Origin of the sequence: Actinomadura darangshiensis (assembly GCF_004349235.1) — a bacterium.
Taxonomy (GTDB): domain Bacteria; phylum Actinomycetota; class Actinomycetes; order Streptosporangiales; family Streptosporangiaceae; genus Spirillospora; species Spirillospora darangshiensis.
Map to the genome: position 1 here is coordinate 63,158 of NZ_SMKY01000002.1, position 13,649 is coordinate 76,806.

General features: G+C 73.5%; 14 protein-coding genes, 2 pseudogenes and 1 riboswitch. Of the genes and pseudogenes, 12 read left to right on the plus strand and 4 right to left on the minus strand.

Annotation, left to right across the window (positions count from 1 at the left end; genetic code table 11):
* The first annotated feature begins 3 nt into the window (after positions 1-3).
* The 3 genes from tpiA to E1293_RS00850 all read left to right on the plus strand — a co-directional run bounded on the left by tpiA (position 4) and on the right by E1293_RS00850 (position 1,658).
* Positions 4-813, plus strand: coding sequence for a triose-phosphate isomerase (tpiA, locus tag E1293_RS00840; protein WP_132192687.1), 810 nt, complete (start codon positions 4-6; stop codon positions 811-813).
* Between the two features lie 149 nt (positions 814-962).
* A complete protein-coding gene (gene secG, locus E1293_RS00845) occupies positions 963-1,205 on the plus strand; it encodes a preprotein translocase subunit SecG (protein WP_132192689.1) in 243 nt (80 codons plus the stop codon).
* An 81-nt stretch (positions 1,206-1,286) separates the two neighbouring features.
* Entirely contained in the window at positions 1,287-1,658 is a 372-nt protein-coding gene (locus tag E1293_RS00850) for an RNA polymerase-binding protein RbpA (RefSeq protein ID WP_132192691.1), read from the plus strand.
* Between the two features lie 83 nt (positions 1,659-1,741).
* Here the strand turns inward: E1293_RS00850 and E1293_RS00855 are convergent, their stop codons facing one another.
* Complete coding sequence (locus tag E1293_RS00855) at positions 1,742-2,545, minus strand: alpha/beta fold hydrolase (protein WP_132192693.1); 804 nt, start codon at positions 2,543-2,545, stop codon at positions 1,742-1,744.
* A gap of 67 nt (positions 2,546-2,612) precedes the next feature.
* On the opposite strand from E1293_RS00855, the gene E1293_RS00860 reads away from it, so the two are divergent.
* From E1293_RS00860 to E1293_RS00885, 6 genes and pseudogenes are all read left to right on the plus strand, one after another.
* Positions 2,613-3,332, plus strand: a complete 720-nt coding sequence (locus E1293_RS00860) for a TetR/AcrR family transcriptional regulator (RefSeq protein WP_132192695.1) — start codon at positions 2,613-2,615, stop codon at positions 3,330-3,332.
* Between the two features lie 167 nt (positions 3,333-3,499).
* Positions 3,500-3,985 (plus strand): annotated as a pseudogene (locus tag E1293_RS00865) (serine hydrolase); the annotation flags it as partial.
* Positions 3,986-3,995: 10 nt separating this feature from the next.
* Positions 3,996-5,192 (plus strand): MFS transporter, encoded by a 1,197-nt coding sequence (locus E1293_RS00870; protein ID WP_132192699.1) that lies wholly within the window; start codon positions 3,996-3,998, stop codon positions 5,190-5,192.
* Positions 5,193-5,270: 78 nt separating this feature from the next.
* Positions 5,271-5,762, plus strand: a complete 492-nt coding sequence (locus E1293_RS00875; RefSeq protein WP_132192701.1) for an Lrp/AsnC family transcriptional regulator — start codon at positions 5,271-5,273, stop codon at positions 5,760-5,762.
* A gap of 109 nt (positions 5,763-5,871) precedes the next feature.
* Positions 5,872-6,672, plus strand: a pseudogene (locus E1293_RS50615) (DMT family transporter); the annotation flags it as partial.
* 149 nt (positions 6,673-6,821) lie between these two features.
* Positions 6,822-6,908, plus strand: a riboswitch (ZMP/ZTP riboswitch).
* Positions 6,909-6,959: 51 nt separating this feature from the next.
* Complete coding sequence (locus tag E1293_RS00885) at positions 6,960-8,231, plus strand: serine hydroxymethyltransferase (protein ID WP_132192705.1); 1,272 nt, start codon at positions 6,960-6,962, stop codon at positions 8,229-8,231.
* Between the two features lie 64 nt (positions 8,232-8,295).
* On the opposite strand, the gene E1293_RS00890 is transcribed toward E1293_RS00885, so the two are convergent.
* The gene (locus tag E1293_RS00890; RefSeq protein ID WP_132192707.1) at positions 8,296-9,114 is read right to left on the minus strand and encodes a class I SAM-dependent methyltransferase; all 819 of its coding nucleotides are present in this window, start codon (positions 9,112-9,114) and stop codon (positions 8,296-8,298) included.
* Between the two features lie 128 nt (positions 9,115-9,242).
* Here E1293_RS00890 and E1293_RS00895 point away from each other — a divergent pair, with 128 nt between their 5' ends.
* Genes E1293_RS00895 through E1293_RS00905 form a run of 3 tightly spaced genes read left to right on the plus strand, consistent with a single transcriptional unit; the run spans position 9,243 to position 12,017 of the window.
* A complete protein-coding gene (locus E1293_RS00895; protein ID WP_132192709.1) occupies positions 9,243-9,923 on the plus strand; it encodes a carboxymuconolactone decarboxylase family protein in 681 nt (226 codons plus the stop codon).
* On the plus strand, positions 9,916-10,533 hold the full coding sequence (locus E1293_RS00900) for a GNAT family N-acetyltransferase (protein WP_132192711.1): 618 nt from the start codon (positions 9,916-9,918) through the stop codon (positions 10,531-10,533). The genes E1293_RS00895 and E1293_RS00900 overlap by 8 nt, the downstream gene beginning before the upstream one ends.
* 50 nt (positions 10,534-10,583) lie before the next feature.
* Positions 10,584-12,017 carry an NAD(P)/FAD-dependent oxidoreductase gene (locus tag E1293_RS00905; RefSeq protein WP_132192713.1) on the plus strand — a complete coding sequence of 478 codons (1,434 nt, stop codon included), beginning with the start codon at positions 10,584-10,586 and terminating at the stop codon, positions 12,015-12,017.
* Here E1293_RS00905 and E1293_RS00910 read toward each other — a convergent pair.
* Together E1293_RS00910 and E1293_RS00915 are read right to left on the minus strand one after the other, a co-directional pair.
* Positions 12,004-12,771: an isocitrate lyase/PEP mutase family protein gene (locus E1293_RS00910; protein WP_132192715.1), complete on the minus strand. Its 768-nt coding sequence runs from the start codon at positions 12,769-12,771 to the stop codon at positions 12,004-12,006. The genes E1293_RS00905 and E1293_RS00910 overlap by 14 nt on opposite strands.
* Complete coding sequence (locus tag E1293_RS00915; RefSeq protein WP_165978030.1) at positions 12,768-13,643, minus strand: cytochrome P450; 876 nt, start codon at positions 13,641-13,643, stop codon at positions 12,768-12,770. Before E1293_RS00915 ends, E1293_RS00910 begins: the two co-directional genes overlap by 4 nt.
* Positions 13,644-13,649: the final 6 nt, after the last annotated feature.

Below are 13,649 nucleotides of genomic sequence, written 5' to 3' on the forward strand. Positions count from 1 at the left end.
CCGATGGCCCCCGCGACCCCGTCCGGCAAGCAGAGCGGCCGCAAGCCGCTGATGGCCGGCAACTGGAAGATGAACAACACCCACTTCGAGGCGATCTCACTCGTCCAGAAGATGGCGTTCGCGCTGAAGGACGCCGACTACGCCGCCGTCGACGTAGCCGTGCTCCCGCCGTTCACCGCGATCCGGTCGGTGGAAAGCCTGATCAAGGCCGACAAGTACGGGATCCAGTTCGGTGCGCAGGACGTCTCCCAGCACGCCTCCGGCGCCTACACCGGCGAGATCTCCGCGGCGATGCTGGCCAAGCTCGGCTGCACCTACGCCGTGGTCGGGCACTCCGAGCGCCGCCAGTACCACGCGGAGGACGACGCGCTCGTCAACGCCAAGGCCAAGGCCGCGCTCGCCGCCGACATCACCCCGATCCTCTGCATCGGCGAGGGCCTGGAGGTCCGCAAGGCCGCCGGGCACGTGCAGCACTGCATCACGCAGCTGGACGGCGGGCTGGAGAAGATCACGGCCGAGCAGGTCCGGCGGACCGTGATCGCCTACGAGCCCGTCTGGGCGATCGGCACCGGCGAGGTCGCCACCCCGCAGGACGCGCAGGAGGTCTGCGCCGCCATCCGGACGCGGCTCGCCGAGCTGTACGACGGCGGAGTGGCCGACGAGGTGCGTATCCTGTATGGCGGTTCGGTCAAGGGCGGCAACATCGCCGGGATCATGGCGCAGGACGATGTGGACGGCGCCTTGGTCGGTGGTGCCAGCCTGGACCCGGGAGAGTTCGTCAAAATCTGCCGGTACCGGGATCTGCTCGTCTGATCAAAACTGATCAATTCTGCTTGAACTGGGGGTTCTTGCCGAACCAGCGGGGACTTCGTCGTACCCTTCGTAGCTGACGGGTAAACGCACGGCCCGACCCTCCGTCCTGAACCACAGACCTGGAACTACAGACAAGGCGCTGAAGAAACGTGATCATCGCATCTTCCATCGTGCTCATCATCACGAGCCTGCTGATGGTGGTCCTCGTCCTGATGCACAAGGGCAAGGGCGGCGGACTGTCCGACATGTTCGGCGGCGGCGTGTCGTCGTCCCTGGGCGGGTCGTCGGTGGTCGAGCGCAACCTGGACCGGCTGACCGTCGGGGTCGGGGTGGTCTGGTTCGCCTCGATCGTCGTGCTCGGGCTGCTGTTCAAGCACAAGGGCGTCGGCTGAGCCGCCCGTTCAACACATGCGAGCGCCGCGCCGTCCTCGGAGGTCACGGGCGGCGGCGGAACACCAAGCGAGGAGTATTCCGTGGGTAGTGGCAACGCGATTCGGGGCAGCCGCGTCGGGGCCGGTCCGATGGGGGAGGCGGAGCGCGGCGACGCCGCTCCCCGTGTCTGGGTGACCTTCTACTGCGCCAACCGGCATGAGACCCGCCCCAGCTTCGCGACGGACGTCGCGGTACCCGACACGTGGGACTGCCCGCGCTGCGGGTTCCCCGCCGGGCAGGATTCGGAGAACCCGCCGGCCCCGCCGAAGACGGAGCCTTACAAGACGCACCTCGCGTACGTGAAGGAGCGGCGCAGCGACGAGGACGGTGAGGCCATCCTGGAGGAGGCGCTCGCCAAGCTTCGCAAGAAGCGCGCCGCCGTCAAGCGGGCCATGGAGGCCGCGGCCCGCTAACGGCCCATCGGCACACCACGTGGCCCGGTTCCCGATCAGCGGACCGGGCCACGCCCCTTTCCCGGGCTGGCTTCTCCCGGGCTTCAGGCCCCCCACAGGCCGGCGAGCGCCGCGTTCACGGCTTCGGGACGCTCCACATGCGGGTAGTGCGCCGCTCCGCGAACCCGGAGATGCCGCGCCCCGATCCGCTGCGCCGTGACCCGGCCGCACGCCATCAGCGGCTCGCCGCCGCGCTCCCGGTAGAGGGCGGGCGCCGTCTCCCAGGTCCCCGAGATCACGAGCTTGGGCCACGCCGCCTCGGCGAGCGCGGCCACGGGGATCGGCGCCTCCCAGCAGAGCCGCTCGCGCATCGCCGTGTGCGCACCGCGCAGCCGCCGCGGGGTCGGCTCCAGCGGCGGCAGCCCGACCGAGTCCGTCGCCGCCCGCAGGGCGGCTTCCGCGGGCAGGTCCGCCGGGAGCTTCGCGGTGTTCTCCCGGTTCGCGCGCAGTGCGGCGGCCACCGCGGGCTCCTCCGCCGCCGCCTGGTAGCAGCCCGGTTCGATCAGTGCGAGCGACAGCACGGCGCCGGGCCGCCGCACGGCCGCCAGCATCACGCCGACGGCGCCGTAGGAGTGCCCGGCGAGATGGGCGCCGTCGCCCATCAGGTCCGCGATGTCGTCGGCGTCGGCCAGGTAGTCGCCGGCGTACTCCGCCGAGCCGGTCTCCCCGCTGCCGCCGTTGCCCCTGCGGTCCATCGCCAGGACGCGGAACCCGGCGGCGAGCGGGCGCTGCGCCGCGAACCCGAGGGCCGGGTCGTCGCCCCAGCTCGTCGACCCGTGGACGAGGATCGCGCGCGGCCCCGTCCCGCCGGTCTCGTCCCAGATGGTCACGTTGACGCCGCCGGCCATCGCCGACACCTCCTTGAACAGTGTTCAGCTTCATTGAACACTGTATAGGAAGCGCTAGGGTTGGCTCGTGCCCGAGCCCTCTCCTTCCGTCTGGATGCGTCCCGAGCGCCCGCCGCGGGACCGCCGGCTGACCCGCCGCCAGATCGTCCGGTACGCCGTCGAGATCCTCGACGCGGAGGGGAGCCGCGGCCTGTCGATGCGGCGGGTGGCGTCCGGCCTGGGCGTGACCGCGGGCTCGCTCTACTGGTACATGACCTCGAAGGACGAACTGCTGGAACTCGCCTTGGACGAAGTGCTCGGCGAGATCCTCGACGGCGACGCGGGGGAGCGGTCCCGCGACGACTGGCGGGGCGCCCTGGCCCAGCTGGCCCACCGGAACCGGGCGATGCTGCTGCGCCACCCGTGGGTGCTGTCGGACCTGGCGGGCACCCCCAACCTCGGGCCGAACGCGCTCGCCCTCGGCGAGGCCGGGCTCACCGTCCTGTCCCGGGCCGGGTTCGCCGGAGCCGACCTGGACGCGGCCCTGACCGCCGTCAACGACCACGTCATCGGAGCGGTGACGTCGGAGCTCTCCTGGCGCGCCGCGATGGACCGGACGAACGCGGCGGAGTGGGCGGAGCAGGCGGGCGAGTTCCTGCGCCGGGTCGCGGCCGAGCATCCCCTGCTCGGCGGTCGGATGGCCGCCACCGTGACCGTCGACGCGGAGCGCGAGTGCGAGCGGCGGTTCGCGTTCGCGCTGGACTGCCTCCTGGACGGCCTGGAGGCCCGACGCGCGACCGGAGGGTGAGTCGACGCCTGGTGTGACCAGGTTCGATAGGCAACGGCGTATCAATCTGCAAGCGATATCCATATTGGACGTCACGCGCGCGGTTCTGGTCTGCTGGGCGCCGTCGGGTCGTCCGCCGAGGGGGAAGCAGGTACCGCCGCGTGCCGTTCGAGACGCCCGGCTCGTCTCGCCGGGCTTTGCCCAAGGCCGCGGCTCTCCTGCCGTTGACGGGAACAGGGGCCACGGTCGCATATCGTGCGGACGAGCGTTTCGCGCTCTGCTCCACCTTCAAGACCCTCGCCGCGGCGGCCGTCCCGCACCGGAACCCGCTCAGCCATCTGGACGAGCGCGTCACCTACACGCGGGCGGACGTCAACTCCATCTCGCCGATCACCAAGGACCACATCGCGACCGGAATGACCATCGAGCAGCTGTGCGACGCCGCCATCCGCTTCAGCGACGGCGCGGCCGGCAACCTGCTGATGCGCGACATCGGCGGCCCCACGCGGCTCACCGCCTACCGCCGCGAACTCGGGGACACCGTCACGCGCATGGACGACCGCCCGGGGGACCCGCGCGACACCGTCATGTCGGACCGCCCGGGGGACGAGACGCCGCCCGAGGAAGCTGTGATCGCCGAGGCCGCGAGGCGGATCGCCTCCACGCTCGGCTAGGCGCTCGCCCGTGACCGTCGCCGCACCCGCGTCCGCTCCCGTGCCGGCCGATCCCGCCCCGGGCCCGTCCGGCCGCCGCGTGGTCGTGACGGTGGTCGCGATCCAGCTCGCCGCGTGCCTCGGGTTCTTCGCGGTGACGGCGCACCTGGTCGCGCATCTCCGGCACGACCTGGGCCTTGCGGCCGGGACGGTCGGGCTGGTCCTCGGCGTGCGGGTGGGCCTGCAGTTCGGGCTGCTGCTGCCGGTCGGCGCGGTCACCGACCTGCTCGGCGCGCGCACGACCGGGGTGCTCTCCTGCGTCCTGCGCGCGCTGGGATTCGTGATCCTCGGGTCCGCCGGGAGTGTGGGCGGGCTGCTGTGCGCGTCCGTCGCCCTCGCGATGGGCGGTGCGCTCTACAACCCCTCGGTCCACAGCCTGCTGGCCGCCGTCGGACCGGACGGCAGATCCGGCGGCTTCGCCGGTTATGTCGTGGCCCAGCACGTCGCGACGATCGCGGGCCCGCCCATGGGTCTTCTCCTCCTCGCCACAGGACCGGGGTTCGCGCTCCTGACGGGAACGGCCGCCGCCCTCTGGACGGTCGCCGGCGTCCTGTTCCTGCTCCTGCCCCGGTCCGCGCGGAAACGTGTGCCCGCGGGCGGCCGTGCGGTCCTCGCGGGCGTGCGGACGGTGCTCGGCGACCGCGTGTTCCTGTACTTCACGCTGCTGACCGCGCCCACGACGCTGCTGGCCGGCCACATCATGACGGCCGTGCCCCTGCTCGGGTTCGCGCCCGCGGCGGCGACACTGTCCTTCTCGGTCCTGGCCATGGTCGCGGCGGCCGTCCAGCCCTTCGTCGCGGCCGGGCGCCGGGGCGAGCGGCCGTGGGTGCTGCGCCTCGGGCTGACGTGCGCGGCGGCGGCCTTCTTCGTCCTCGCGGCGCTGGACGGCGGCCAGCCCGGCCCGCTGCTGCTCGCCGCCGTCCTCAACGGCGTGGCGAACGGCCTCATCCAGCCGGCGGTCTTCCAGCGCACCGCCCGGCATGCCCCGCGGGAGCGCTTCGGCTCCTACTACGGCGTCCTGGAGGGCTGCTCCGGCATGTTCGCCTTCGCGGGCGACCTGGTGGTCGGGCGGCTCTTCGACCTGGGCCAGGCCGGTGCGGCCGGGGCCATGCTCGGTGTCGGCCTCTTCGCGCTCCTGGCGGCGCTGGGCACGTTCCGCGTCGAATAATCTTCGGAGGAACGGACGCCGGAGCGCGTTTCACGCGCGGGAGTTCGGCGTCCGGCGGACGGTTCGGGAGGAGAGCACATGGACGCGGTCGACCAGGCGATCCTGCGGCGCCTGCAGCGGGACGGGCGGCAGACCAACCGGGAACTGGCCGAGGCGGTGGGGATCGCCCCGTCCACGGCCCTGGAGCGGACGCGGGCGCTGCGCTCCCGGGGCGTCATCACCGGATTCCACGCGGCCGTCGACCTGGAGGGGCTCGGGCGCGGCGTGCAGGCGCTGATCTCGATCCGGATCCGGCCGCAGTCGCGCGAGGCCATCGAGTCCGCCCGCGACAGCATGGCCTCGATGCCCGAGACGATCGGGGTCTTCGTCGTGACGGGGAACGAGGACCTGCTCGTCCACGTGGCGGTGTCGAGCACCGCCTACCTGCGCGACTTCGTGCTCGACCGGCTGGCCCGCCGCAAGGAGTACGTGGACGTCCGCACCATCGTGGTGTACGACTACGTCCAGCCGGTGGAGCAGTCCGAACTTCCATCGGAAGGACGTTCGGAAGGCCGAACTCCCTACCGTTGACCGCTGCCTCAGTGGTACGGCAGCGAAGTAATGACGGCTGTGGCCGCTGCTACCGAACCAACAACGGCTGATCAAGCATTGGTCCGCATGTCCTTCTAGCGTCGGCGCCATGGACCGACGAAACATTCCGTCCGGTGTGCTGCTGGTGCTGGCGGCCGGTGTGCTCTGGGGGACGGTCGGGCCGGCGCAGGTGCTGGCCGGGCCGTCCGCGAGCCCGGTCGCGATCGGCGGCGCCCGGATCTTCTCCGGCGGGCTGATCCTCGCCGCCCTCGTCCTCGTGACGAACCGGCGCGCGTTCCGCGCGCTGACCCGGCGCACCTGGCCGCCCCTGGTGGCCGCCTCCGCCGCCACCGGGATCTTCCAGGCCTCGTTCTTCAGCGCGGTCGACCGGACCGGCGCCGCCGTCGCGACCGCCGTCGTGTTCGGGCTCGCCCCCGTCTCGACGGGCCTGTGCGAACGCCTCGTCCTGGGCGGCCGGCTGAGCCGCCGCTGGTGGGCGGGGACGGCGTGCGCGATCGGCGGCGTCGCGCTGCTGATGGTCCCGGCGTCGTCCGTCCACGTGGACCCAGCCGGGGTCGCGCTCAGCCTCGCCGGCGGGGCGTGCTTCGGCGTCTACACGGTCTCGGCCAAGGTCCTGACCGGCCGGGACGTGGGCATGGCCGCCGCGGTGTCGGTGACGCTGCTGGCCGGGGGAGCGGCCCTGCTGCCCTGGACGATCGCGGAGCTGCCCTCCCTCGCGGCTCCGCGCCCGGCGGCGCTGGTGGCCTGGCTCGGGATCGCCGCGACCGCCGCCGCGTACATGTTCTTCGTCACCGGCCTCGGCCGCGTCCCCGCCGCGACCGCCGGGACCCTCAGCCTCGCCGAGCCGCTCGTGGCCACGGCACTCGCGATCCTCGTCCTCGGGGAGCGCATGTCGGCGCCGGTCGCGGCCGGGTCGCTGCTCCTGCTGGGCGGCCTGTTCGTCGTCTCGCTTCCCGCGCGGGCACTGCCCGGGCGAGCACTGCCCGCACGGATACCGCCCGCGCGGATACAGCGCGGGAAGGCGGCGGCTCGGTATGATGGCGCGCACGCGACTGGCGCAGTCAAGGTGGAGACGACCACCGGGGAGCGAGAGTAGTCCGCACACCGCGCGCCTGGGTGTACGGGTCCCCTACGCCGGGGCGCCCGAAGCTCCGGCGAACAGCGCGGAGGCTTGCGATGCACGAACCGGCCGTACCCCACCTGCAGAGCCAGGACCCCGAGATCGCGGGGCTGGTGGAGGCCGAGGCCCGCCGCCAGTACGAGAAGATCCGGCTGATCGCCTCGGAGAACTACGTGTCGGCCGCGGTCCTTGAGGCCGCCGGCACGGTCCTCACCAACAAGTACTCCGAGGGCTACGAGGGCAAGCGGTACTACGAGGGGCAGCAGAACGTCGACCCGATCGAGCACCTCGCCATCGACCGGGCGAAGCGGCTGTTCGGCGTCGAGCACGCCAATGTCCAGCCGTACTCGGGGTCGCCCGCCAACCTCGCCGTCTACATGGCGTTCCTGGAGCCGGGCGACCCGGTGATGGGCCTGTCGCTGCCGATGGGCGGCCACCTCACGCACGGCTGGTCGGTGTCGGCCACCGGCAAGTGGTTCCGGCCCGTCCGGTACGACGTGCGCGCCGACACCGGGCGCGTCGACATGGACCAGGTGCGCGACCTCGCGCTCAGGGAGCGGCCGAAGCTCATCTGGTGCGGCGGCACCGCCATCCCGCGGACGATCGACTTCCCGGCGTTCGCCGAGATCGCCCGCGAGGCCGGCGCGGTCCTCGCCGCCGACATCGCGCACATCGCGGGCCTGGTCGCGGGCGGCGCCCACCCGTCCCCGGCGGGCCACGCGGACGTCATCTCCACGACCACGCACAAGACGCTGCGCGGCCCGCGCGGCGCGATGGTCATGTCGACGGCCGAGCACGCGAAGGCGATCGACAAGGCCGTCTTCCCCGGCCTGCAGGGCGGCCCGCACAACCACACGACCGCCGCGATCGCCGTCGCGCTGAAGGAGGCCGCGCAGCCCGGCTTCAGCGGGTACGCGCGGCAGGTCGTCGCGAACGCCCAGGTGCTGGCCGCCGCGCTGCTGGACCGCGGCTACGACCTGGTCTCCGGCGGCACCGACAACCACCTGATCCTGATCGACCTGACGAACAAGGGCGTCGCGGGCAAGCCCGCCGCGCAGGCCCTCGACCGCGCGGGGATCGAGCTGAACTACAACGCCGTCCCGTTCGACCCGCGCAAGCCGTTCGACCCGTCGGGGCTGCGGCTCGGCACCCCCGCGATCACCACCCGGGGCGTCGGCGAGGACCAGATGCCGCAGATCGCCGCCTGGATCGACGAGGTCGTCCAGGCGACCGCCAAGCAGGACGGGGCGGTCGTCGACCGGGTCGCCGGGCAGGTCCGCGAGCTGCTCGCGTCCTACCCGATGCCCGGCTGGACGTCCGCGCCCTGATATCCCGGCACGGGGTATCCCGGCGCGGGATATCCCGGGGCGGCATATCTCAGCACGGGATTTCTCAGCACGGGCGCAGCAGCGTGATCATGCGCCAGGCTTCGGGGTCGGTGAGGGCCACCGCGTTCTCGCCGGCCCCGAAGTCGCCGTACTGCGCGACGACGTCGAGACCGCCCGCCAGCCGGATCGCGGCGTCCAGCTCGGTGGCGCTCCAGAACCGGTAGGGGACGACGTCGCGGATGACCCGCACACCGCCTTCGCCGGGAGGTCGTCCCCCCGTTTCGGCGGGGCCGTCGCCGGTGATGGTCATCGTGACGTGGTCATCGGCGATCTGGGTGACCGGGTCCAGCCGGTCGGCCGGCTCGCCCCAGCGCACGGTGGCGCGGACGCCGTCCCGCTCGACCGTCCAGCCGGTGCTGACGCTGGGGTCGTCACCCAGCCGGTCCCGCGGGTGGGACATCTCCACGATGTAGAGGCCGCCGGGAGGCAAGTGCGCGGCCGCGCGGCGCAGATGCGCGACGAACGCGTCGAGCGTCATGAGATGGGACGTCGAGTCGAGCATGGTGACGACGAGGTCGAACCGGCGGCCCAGGTCGAACCGGGTCATGTCGCCTTCGACGACCTCCACCTCGACGCCGTCGCGCCGGGCCGCGCGGGCGGCGTAGGCGCACATTCGCGGGTTCAGGTCGAGCGCCGTCGCGGCCACGCCCCGGCGGGCGAACTCGCGGGCGTGCTCGGCGGGCCCGGCGGCCAGCTCCAGCACCGCCGCCGGTGCCGCGCCCCGCTCGGCGCACCAGGCGAGGAGCGCGTCCACCTCGCCCGGCACGTCGCGGAACGAGCACGCCAGCTCGTACGTCCAGGGGTCGTCGTAGATGCCGCTCACCGGCCCATCCTCCCAGCGCCCCCGGCCCGGCGGGACGGTTGCGCGGCGGCTACGTCATCCTGTGCCAGGGGTTTCACATTCCGGACGGGGGGTTGAGCAGCCCGCGCGGACCGCCTAGCGTGCGGTAAGTGATCGACCCCGTGAGCGGTGAGCACGTCAACGATCGACCGCGGCGCGGTCCGGCCGCGACGCGGCTCCCGCTGCTGCTCCCCGGTTCCCTCAGCGACGAGCAGCGAGCCGTGTACGAGGCGGTGACCGGCGGCCCCCGCGCCGCCGGCCGCAAGCCGCCCGCCGGTCTCGCCGACGACATCGGGCGCCTGCAAGGGCCCTTCAACGCGATGCTCTACAGCCCGTCCGTCGGCCTGCCGCTGCAGGACCTCGGTGCCGCGCTGCGGTTCCGCACCGGGTTCACCAAGCGGGAGCGGGAGATCGCGACGCTGGTCGTCGCCGCCCGCGTCCGGTCCGACTACGAGTGGTACGCGCACGAGCGGATCGGCCGCCGGCACGGCCTCACCGGCGACGAGACGGCCGCGCTCCGCGAGGGGCGCGCGCCGATGCTCGCCGACGTCCGCGAACGCGTCGTGTACGAGGCGACGCGGCAGCTCGCCGCCGAGGGCGACCTCGCCGACGCCGTGTTCACCGAGGCCGTCGCGACGCTCGGCCGCACCGCCGTCGTCGAGCTCGTCACCCTCGTCGGCTACTACAAGGCGCTGGCGCTGCAGCTCCGCGTGTTCCGGGTCGGCGTCCCGGACGGCGAGGCCGCGCCCGAGTGGCCCGCCGAGGCCGCCGCGGAGGACGGCGATGAATGAGGTGCTGCGCACGGTGCGGCTCGTGCTGCACCCGGTGTCGATGCGCGACCACCGCGCCCTGCTGACGCACTGGACGGGACCGCTCGTCCGGCGGCACCTCTTCGACGACCAGATGATCAACCCGGTGCAGGTCAGCGAGATCATCGAGGCCAGCGAGCGGGACTTCGCGAGCGAGGGCTACGGCCTGTGGGCGCTGCGCCGCGGCCGCTGGGCCGCCGGCGCCGACGACCCGGCGCCGGGCGATCCGCTGGTCGGCGTGGCCGGCCTCAGCCACCACGAGGGCCCCCTCGGGCACGGTGTGGACCGGCAGGGTGTGGACTGGCGCGGGGTGGACGTGGAGATCCTCTACAGCCTGGAGCCCGACCACTGGGGGCAGGGCCTCGCGGCCGAGGCGTCCCGCGCGGTGCTCGACTACGCGTTCGGGGTGGTCGGCGTGCACCGGATCACCGCCGAGATCGACGTGGCCAACGCCGCGTCGGCCGAGATCGCGCTGCAGCTCGGAATGCGCCGGTGGAGGGAGGGCCCGGCCGGTCCCGACGGCGCCGCCTACTATGCGGCCGACCGCTCGCGCTGGATCGGATCCCGTCGAATCGTCGATGCGGTCCCATAGAATCCGTTGCCAACTGTTGCTTTTGCTGCGAAATTCAGCAGTATGAGCCCATGAGTTCCTCCCCGGCCAGGGCACCCCTCGCCGCCGGTTTCCGCAACGGCGGCGTGTCCTTCTGGTACCGGGCGGCCGGACGCCCGGACCCCGGCCCCCGCCTTCCCGGTCCGCGCACCGCCGACGTGTGCGTCGTCGGCGCCGGATACACCGGCCTCTGGACCGCCTACTACCTCAAGCGGGCCCGCCCCGACCTGCGGGTCGTCGTGCTGGAGCGCGAGTTCGCGGGGTTCGGCGCGTCCGGCCGCAACGGCGGCTGGGTGCTGGGGGAGATCGCCGGGTCCCGGGAACGCTACGCCGCCCGGCACGGCCGTTCCGCCGCGATCGCGCTGCAGCGCGCCATGTTCGGGGCGGTGGACGAGGTCGTCCGCGCCGCCGCCGCCGAGGGCATCGACGCCGGCCTGGTCAAGGGCGGCGTCCTGCACGTCGCCCGCAACGCCGCCCAGCGCGCCCGGCTCGCCGCCATGGTCGGCGAGGCCCGCGAGTGGGGCTGGACGGACGACGACCTCGTCCCGCTGCCCGCCGCGGAACGCGACGCCCGGCTGCGCGTCGAGGGCGCGACCGGCGCCGCCTGGAGCCCGCACTGCGCCCGCGCGCAGCCCGCCGCCCTCGTCCGGGGCCTGGCCTCGGCCGTCCGGGACCTGGGCGTGGACGTCTACGAGGGGACGCCCGTCGTCCGGATCAACCCGCGCCGGGGCGGCATCGCGTCCGCCGTCACGCCCTACGGCACCGTCACCGCCGACTACGTGCTGCGCGCCACCGAGGGCTTCACGGCCGGGATCCCGGGCCACCACCGCGACTGGCTGCCGATGAACAGCTCCATGATCGTCACCACGCCGCTGCCCGCCGAGACCTGGAAGGCGATCGGCTGGGAGCGCCGCGAACTGGTCGGCGACATGGCGCACTACTACATGTACGCGCAGCGCACGGCCGACGACCGGATCGCCTTCGGCGGGCGGGGCCGCCCCTATCGCTACGCCTCCCGCGTCGACGACGGAGGCCGCACCGGGCCGGGCACGATCGACGCGCTGTGGACGATGCTCACCGCGATGTTCCCCGCCGTCGCCGACGACGGACAAGTCGATCACGCCTGGTCAGGCGTCCTCGGCGTACCCCGCGACTGGTGCGCGACCGTCGTCCTCGACCATGCGACGGGGCTCGGGCACGCCGGTGGCTACACCGGCCACGGCGTCGCCACCGCGAACCTCGCCGGCCGCACGCTCCGCGACCTCGTCCTGCGGGACGACACCGACCTGACCGCGCTGCCGTGGGTGGACCGCCGTGTCCGCCGCTGGGAGCCCGAGCCCCTGCGCTGGCTCGGCGTCCACGCGATGTACGCGCTCTACCGGGCGGCCGACGCCCGCGAATCGTCCGCGCCCAACGGGCGCACCTCGGTGCTGGCCCGTCTCGCCGACCGGATCACCGGCCACTGACGAGCCGCTGCACGTCCCCGTACGAGGGCGCGGGACGCTCTCCGTCCTCCCCGGTCACGCCGAAAGCCGCGGTGACCGTGGCCTGCAGCGCCTTGCGGAACAGCAGAGACCCGGTGCTCAGCCGGTGCACGCCCAGCCGCGCGAGCCGCGGATACTCGGTTTTGCCCGGCAGGTACAGGACGTTCAGCGGCAGCTCGGCCGCCTCCAGCACGGCCCGGATGTCGGCGTCGTCCACGATCCCGGGCACGAAGATCCCGTCCGCGCCCGCGTCCGCGAAGGCCCGCGCCCGCCGCAGCGTCTCGTCCCGGTCGGGGTCGCCCAGCCAGAACGTGTCGGTGCGGGCGTTGAGGAACACCTGCGGCACGGCCCGTTTCACGGCGGCGATGACGGTCGCCTGATGGTCGAGCGGGGCGAGCGTGCCGTCGGCGCGCCCGTCCTCCAGGTTGATCCCGGCGATCCCGAACGACGCCAGCTCGGTGGCGAGCTCGGCCACGTCGGCGACCCGGTCGGAGAACCCGCCCTCGATGTCGACGGTGACCGGCACCGGCAGCCGCGACAGGGCCCGGGCCAGCGCTAGCGTCTCCTCCCTTGTGTCGCCCGCCGCGTCGGTCTTCCCGGCCGCCGCCGCGACGCCCAGGCTCGTCGTCCCGATGGCGGGGAACCCCGCCTCGGCCAATGCCGCGCCGCTCGCGAAGTCCCACGCGTTCGGCAGCACCAGCGGCCGGTCACCGTAATGCAGGTCCTTGAAGCTCACCGGACGCCCTCCTTTCCATGCCCGCCCGTGCCGGTCAAGCCCGTGTCGCTCAAGCCCGCCTCGAGCACGCCCGCGGCCAGTTGCAGCGCGTGGCCGGTGCCGGGGCACGGCCGCCGGCCCGCGCCGAACGTCAGGTGGGGGCGTTCCCGCCGCCCGGGATCGAAACGGCCCGGCTCCTCGAACACGGCGGGATCCCGGTTGGCGGCCCGCAGATCCAGCGTCACGACGGCGCCCTTGGCGATCGTGCGGCCGTCCAGTTGGACGTCCTCGGTGGCGATGCGGCGCATCGCCGGCACCGGCGGGTCGTACCGCAGGACCTCGGCGATCACGTCCTCGACCGGCCGGCCCCGCGACTCCGGCCGCCGCGTGTACGGCAGCGCCGTGCGCACCAGCGCGGCGGTCGCCTCGGACGCCTGCAGGAGGACGGCGATGCGTCCGGCGACCACCTCGTCCGGGCCCGGCCCGAGGAGCCGGACGAGCACCGCGACGGCCGCGTCGGCGTCGTCCCGCCCTTGGCCGGTCAGGTAGCCCGACGCGGCGGCGGGCACGGCCCTCGCCAGCGCGTCCAGGTCGGTGACGCCGAGAGCCTCGCCCAGCGCGAGGAACGGAACGTCGTACGGGTCGCCGCCTGCTCGCACGAGGTCGCGAGCACGGCGGCGCAGCCGCGCGGGGTCGATGGTGTCCAAGGCGTCCATCACGATCGTGCGGCGGCGCCCGTGCTCCGCGCCCTCGCTGAACCGGCATACCGTCCGCCGGAGCCATGCCAGCGAGGCCGGCGGCCCGCCGGCGGCCGGCGGGACGGCGAACCGCGCGTCGTCCAGGACGGCGACGACGCCGGCGTACCGGTCGATGACCGGGTCTGAGTTCTCCACGTCCCC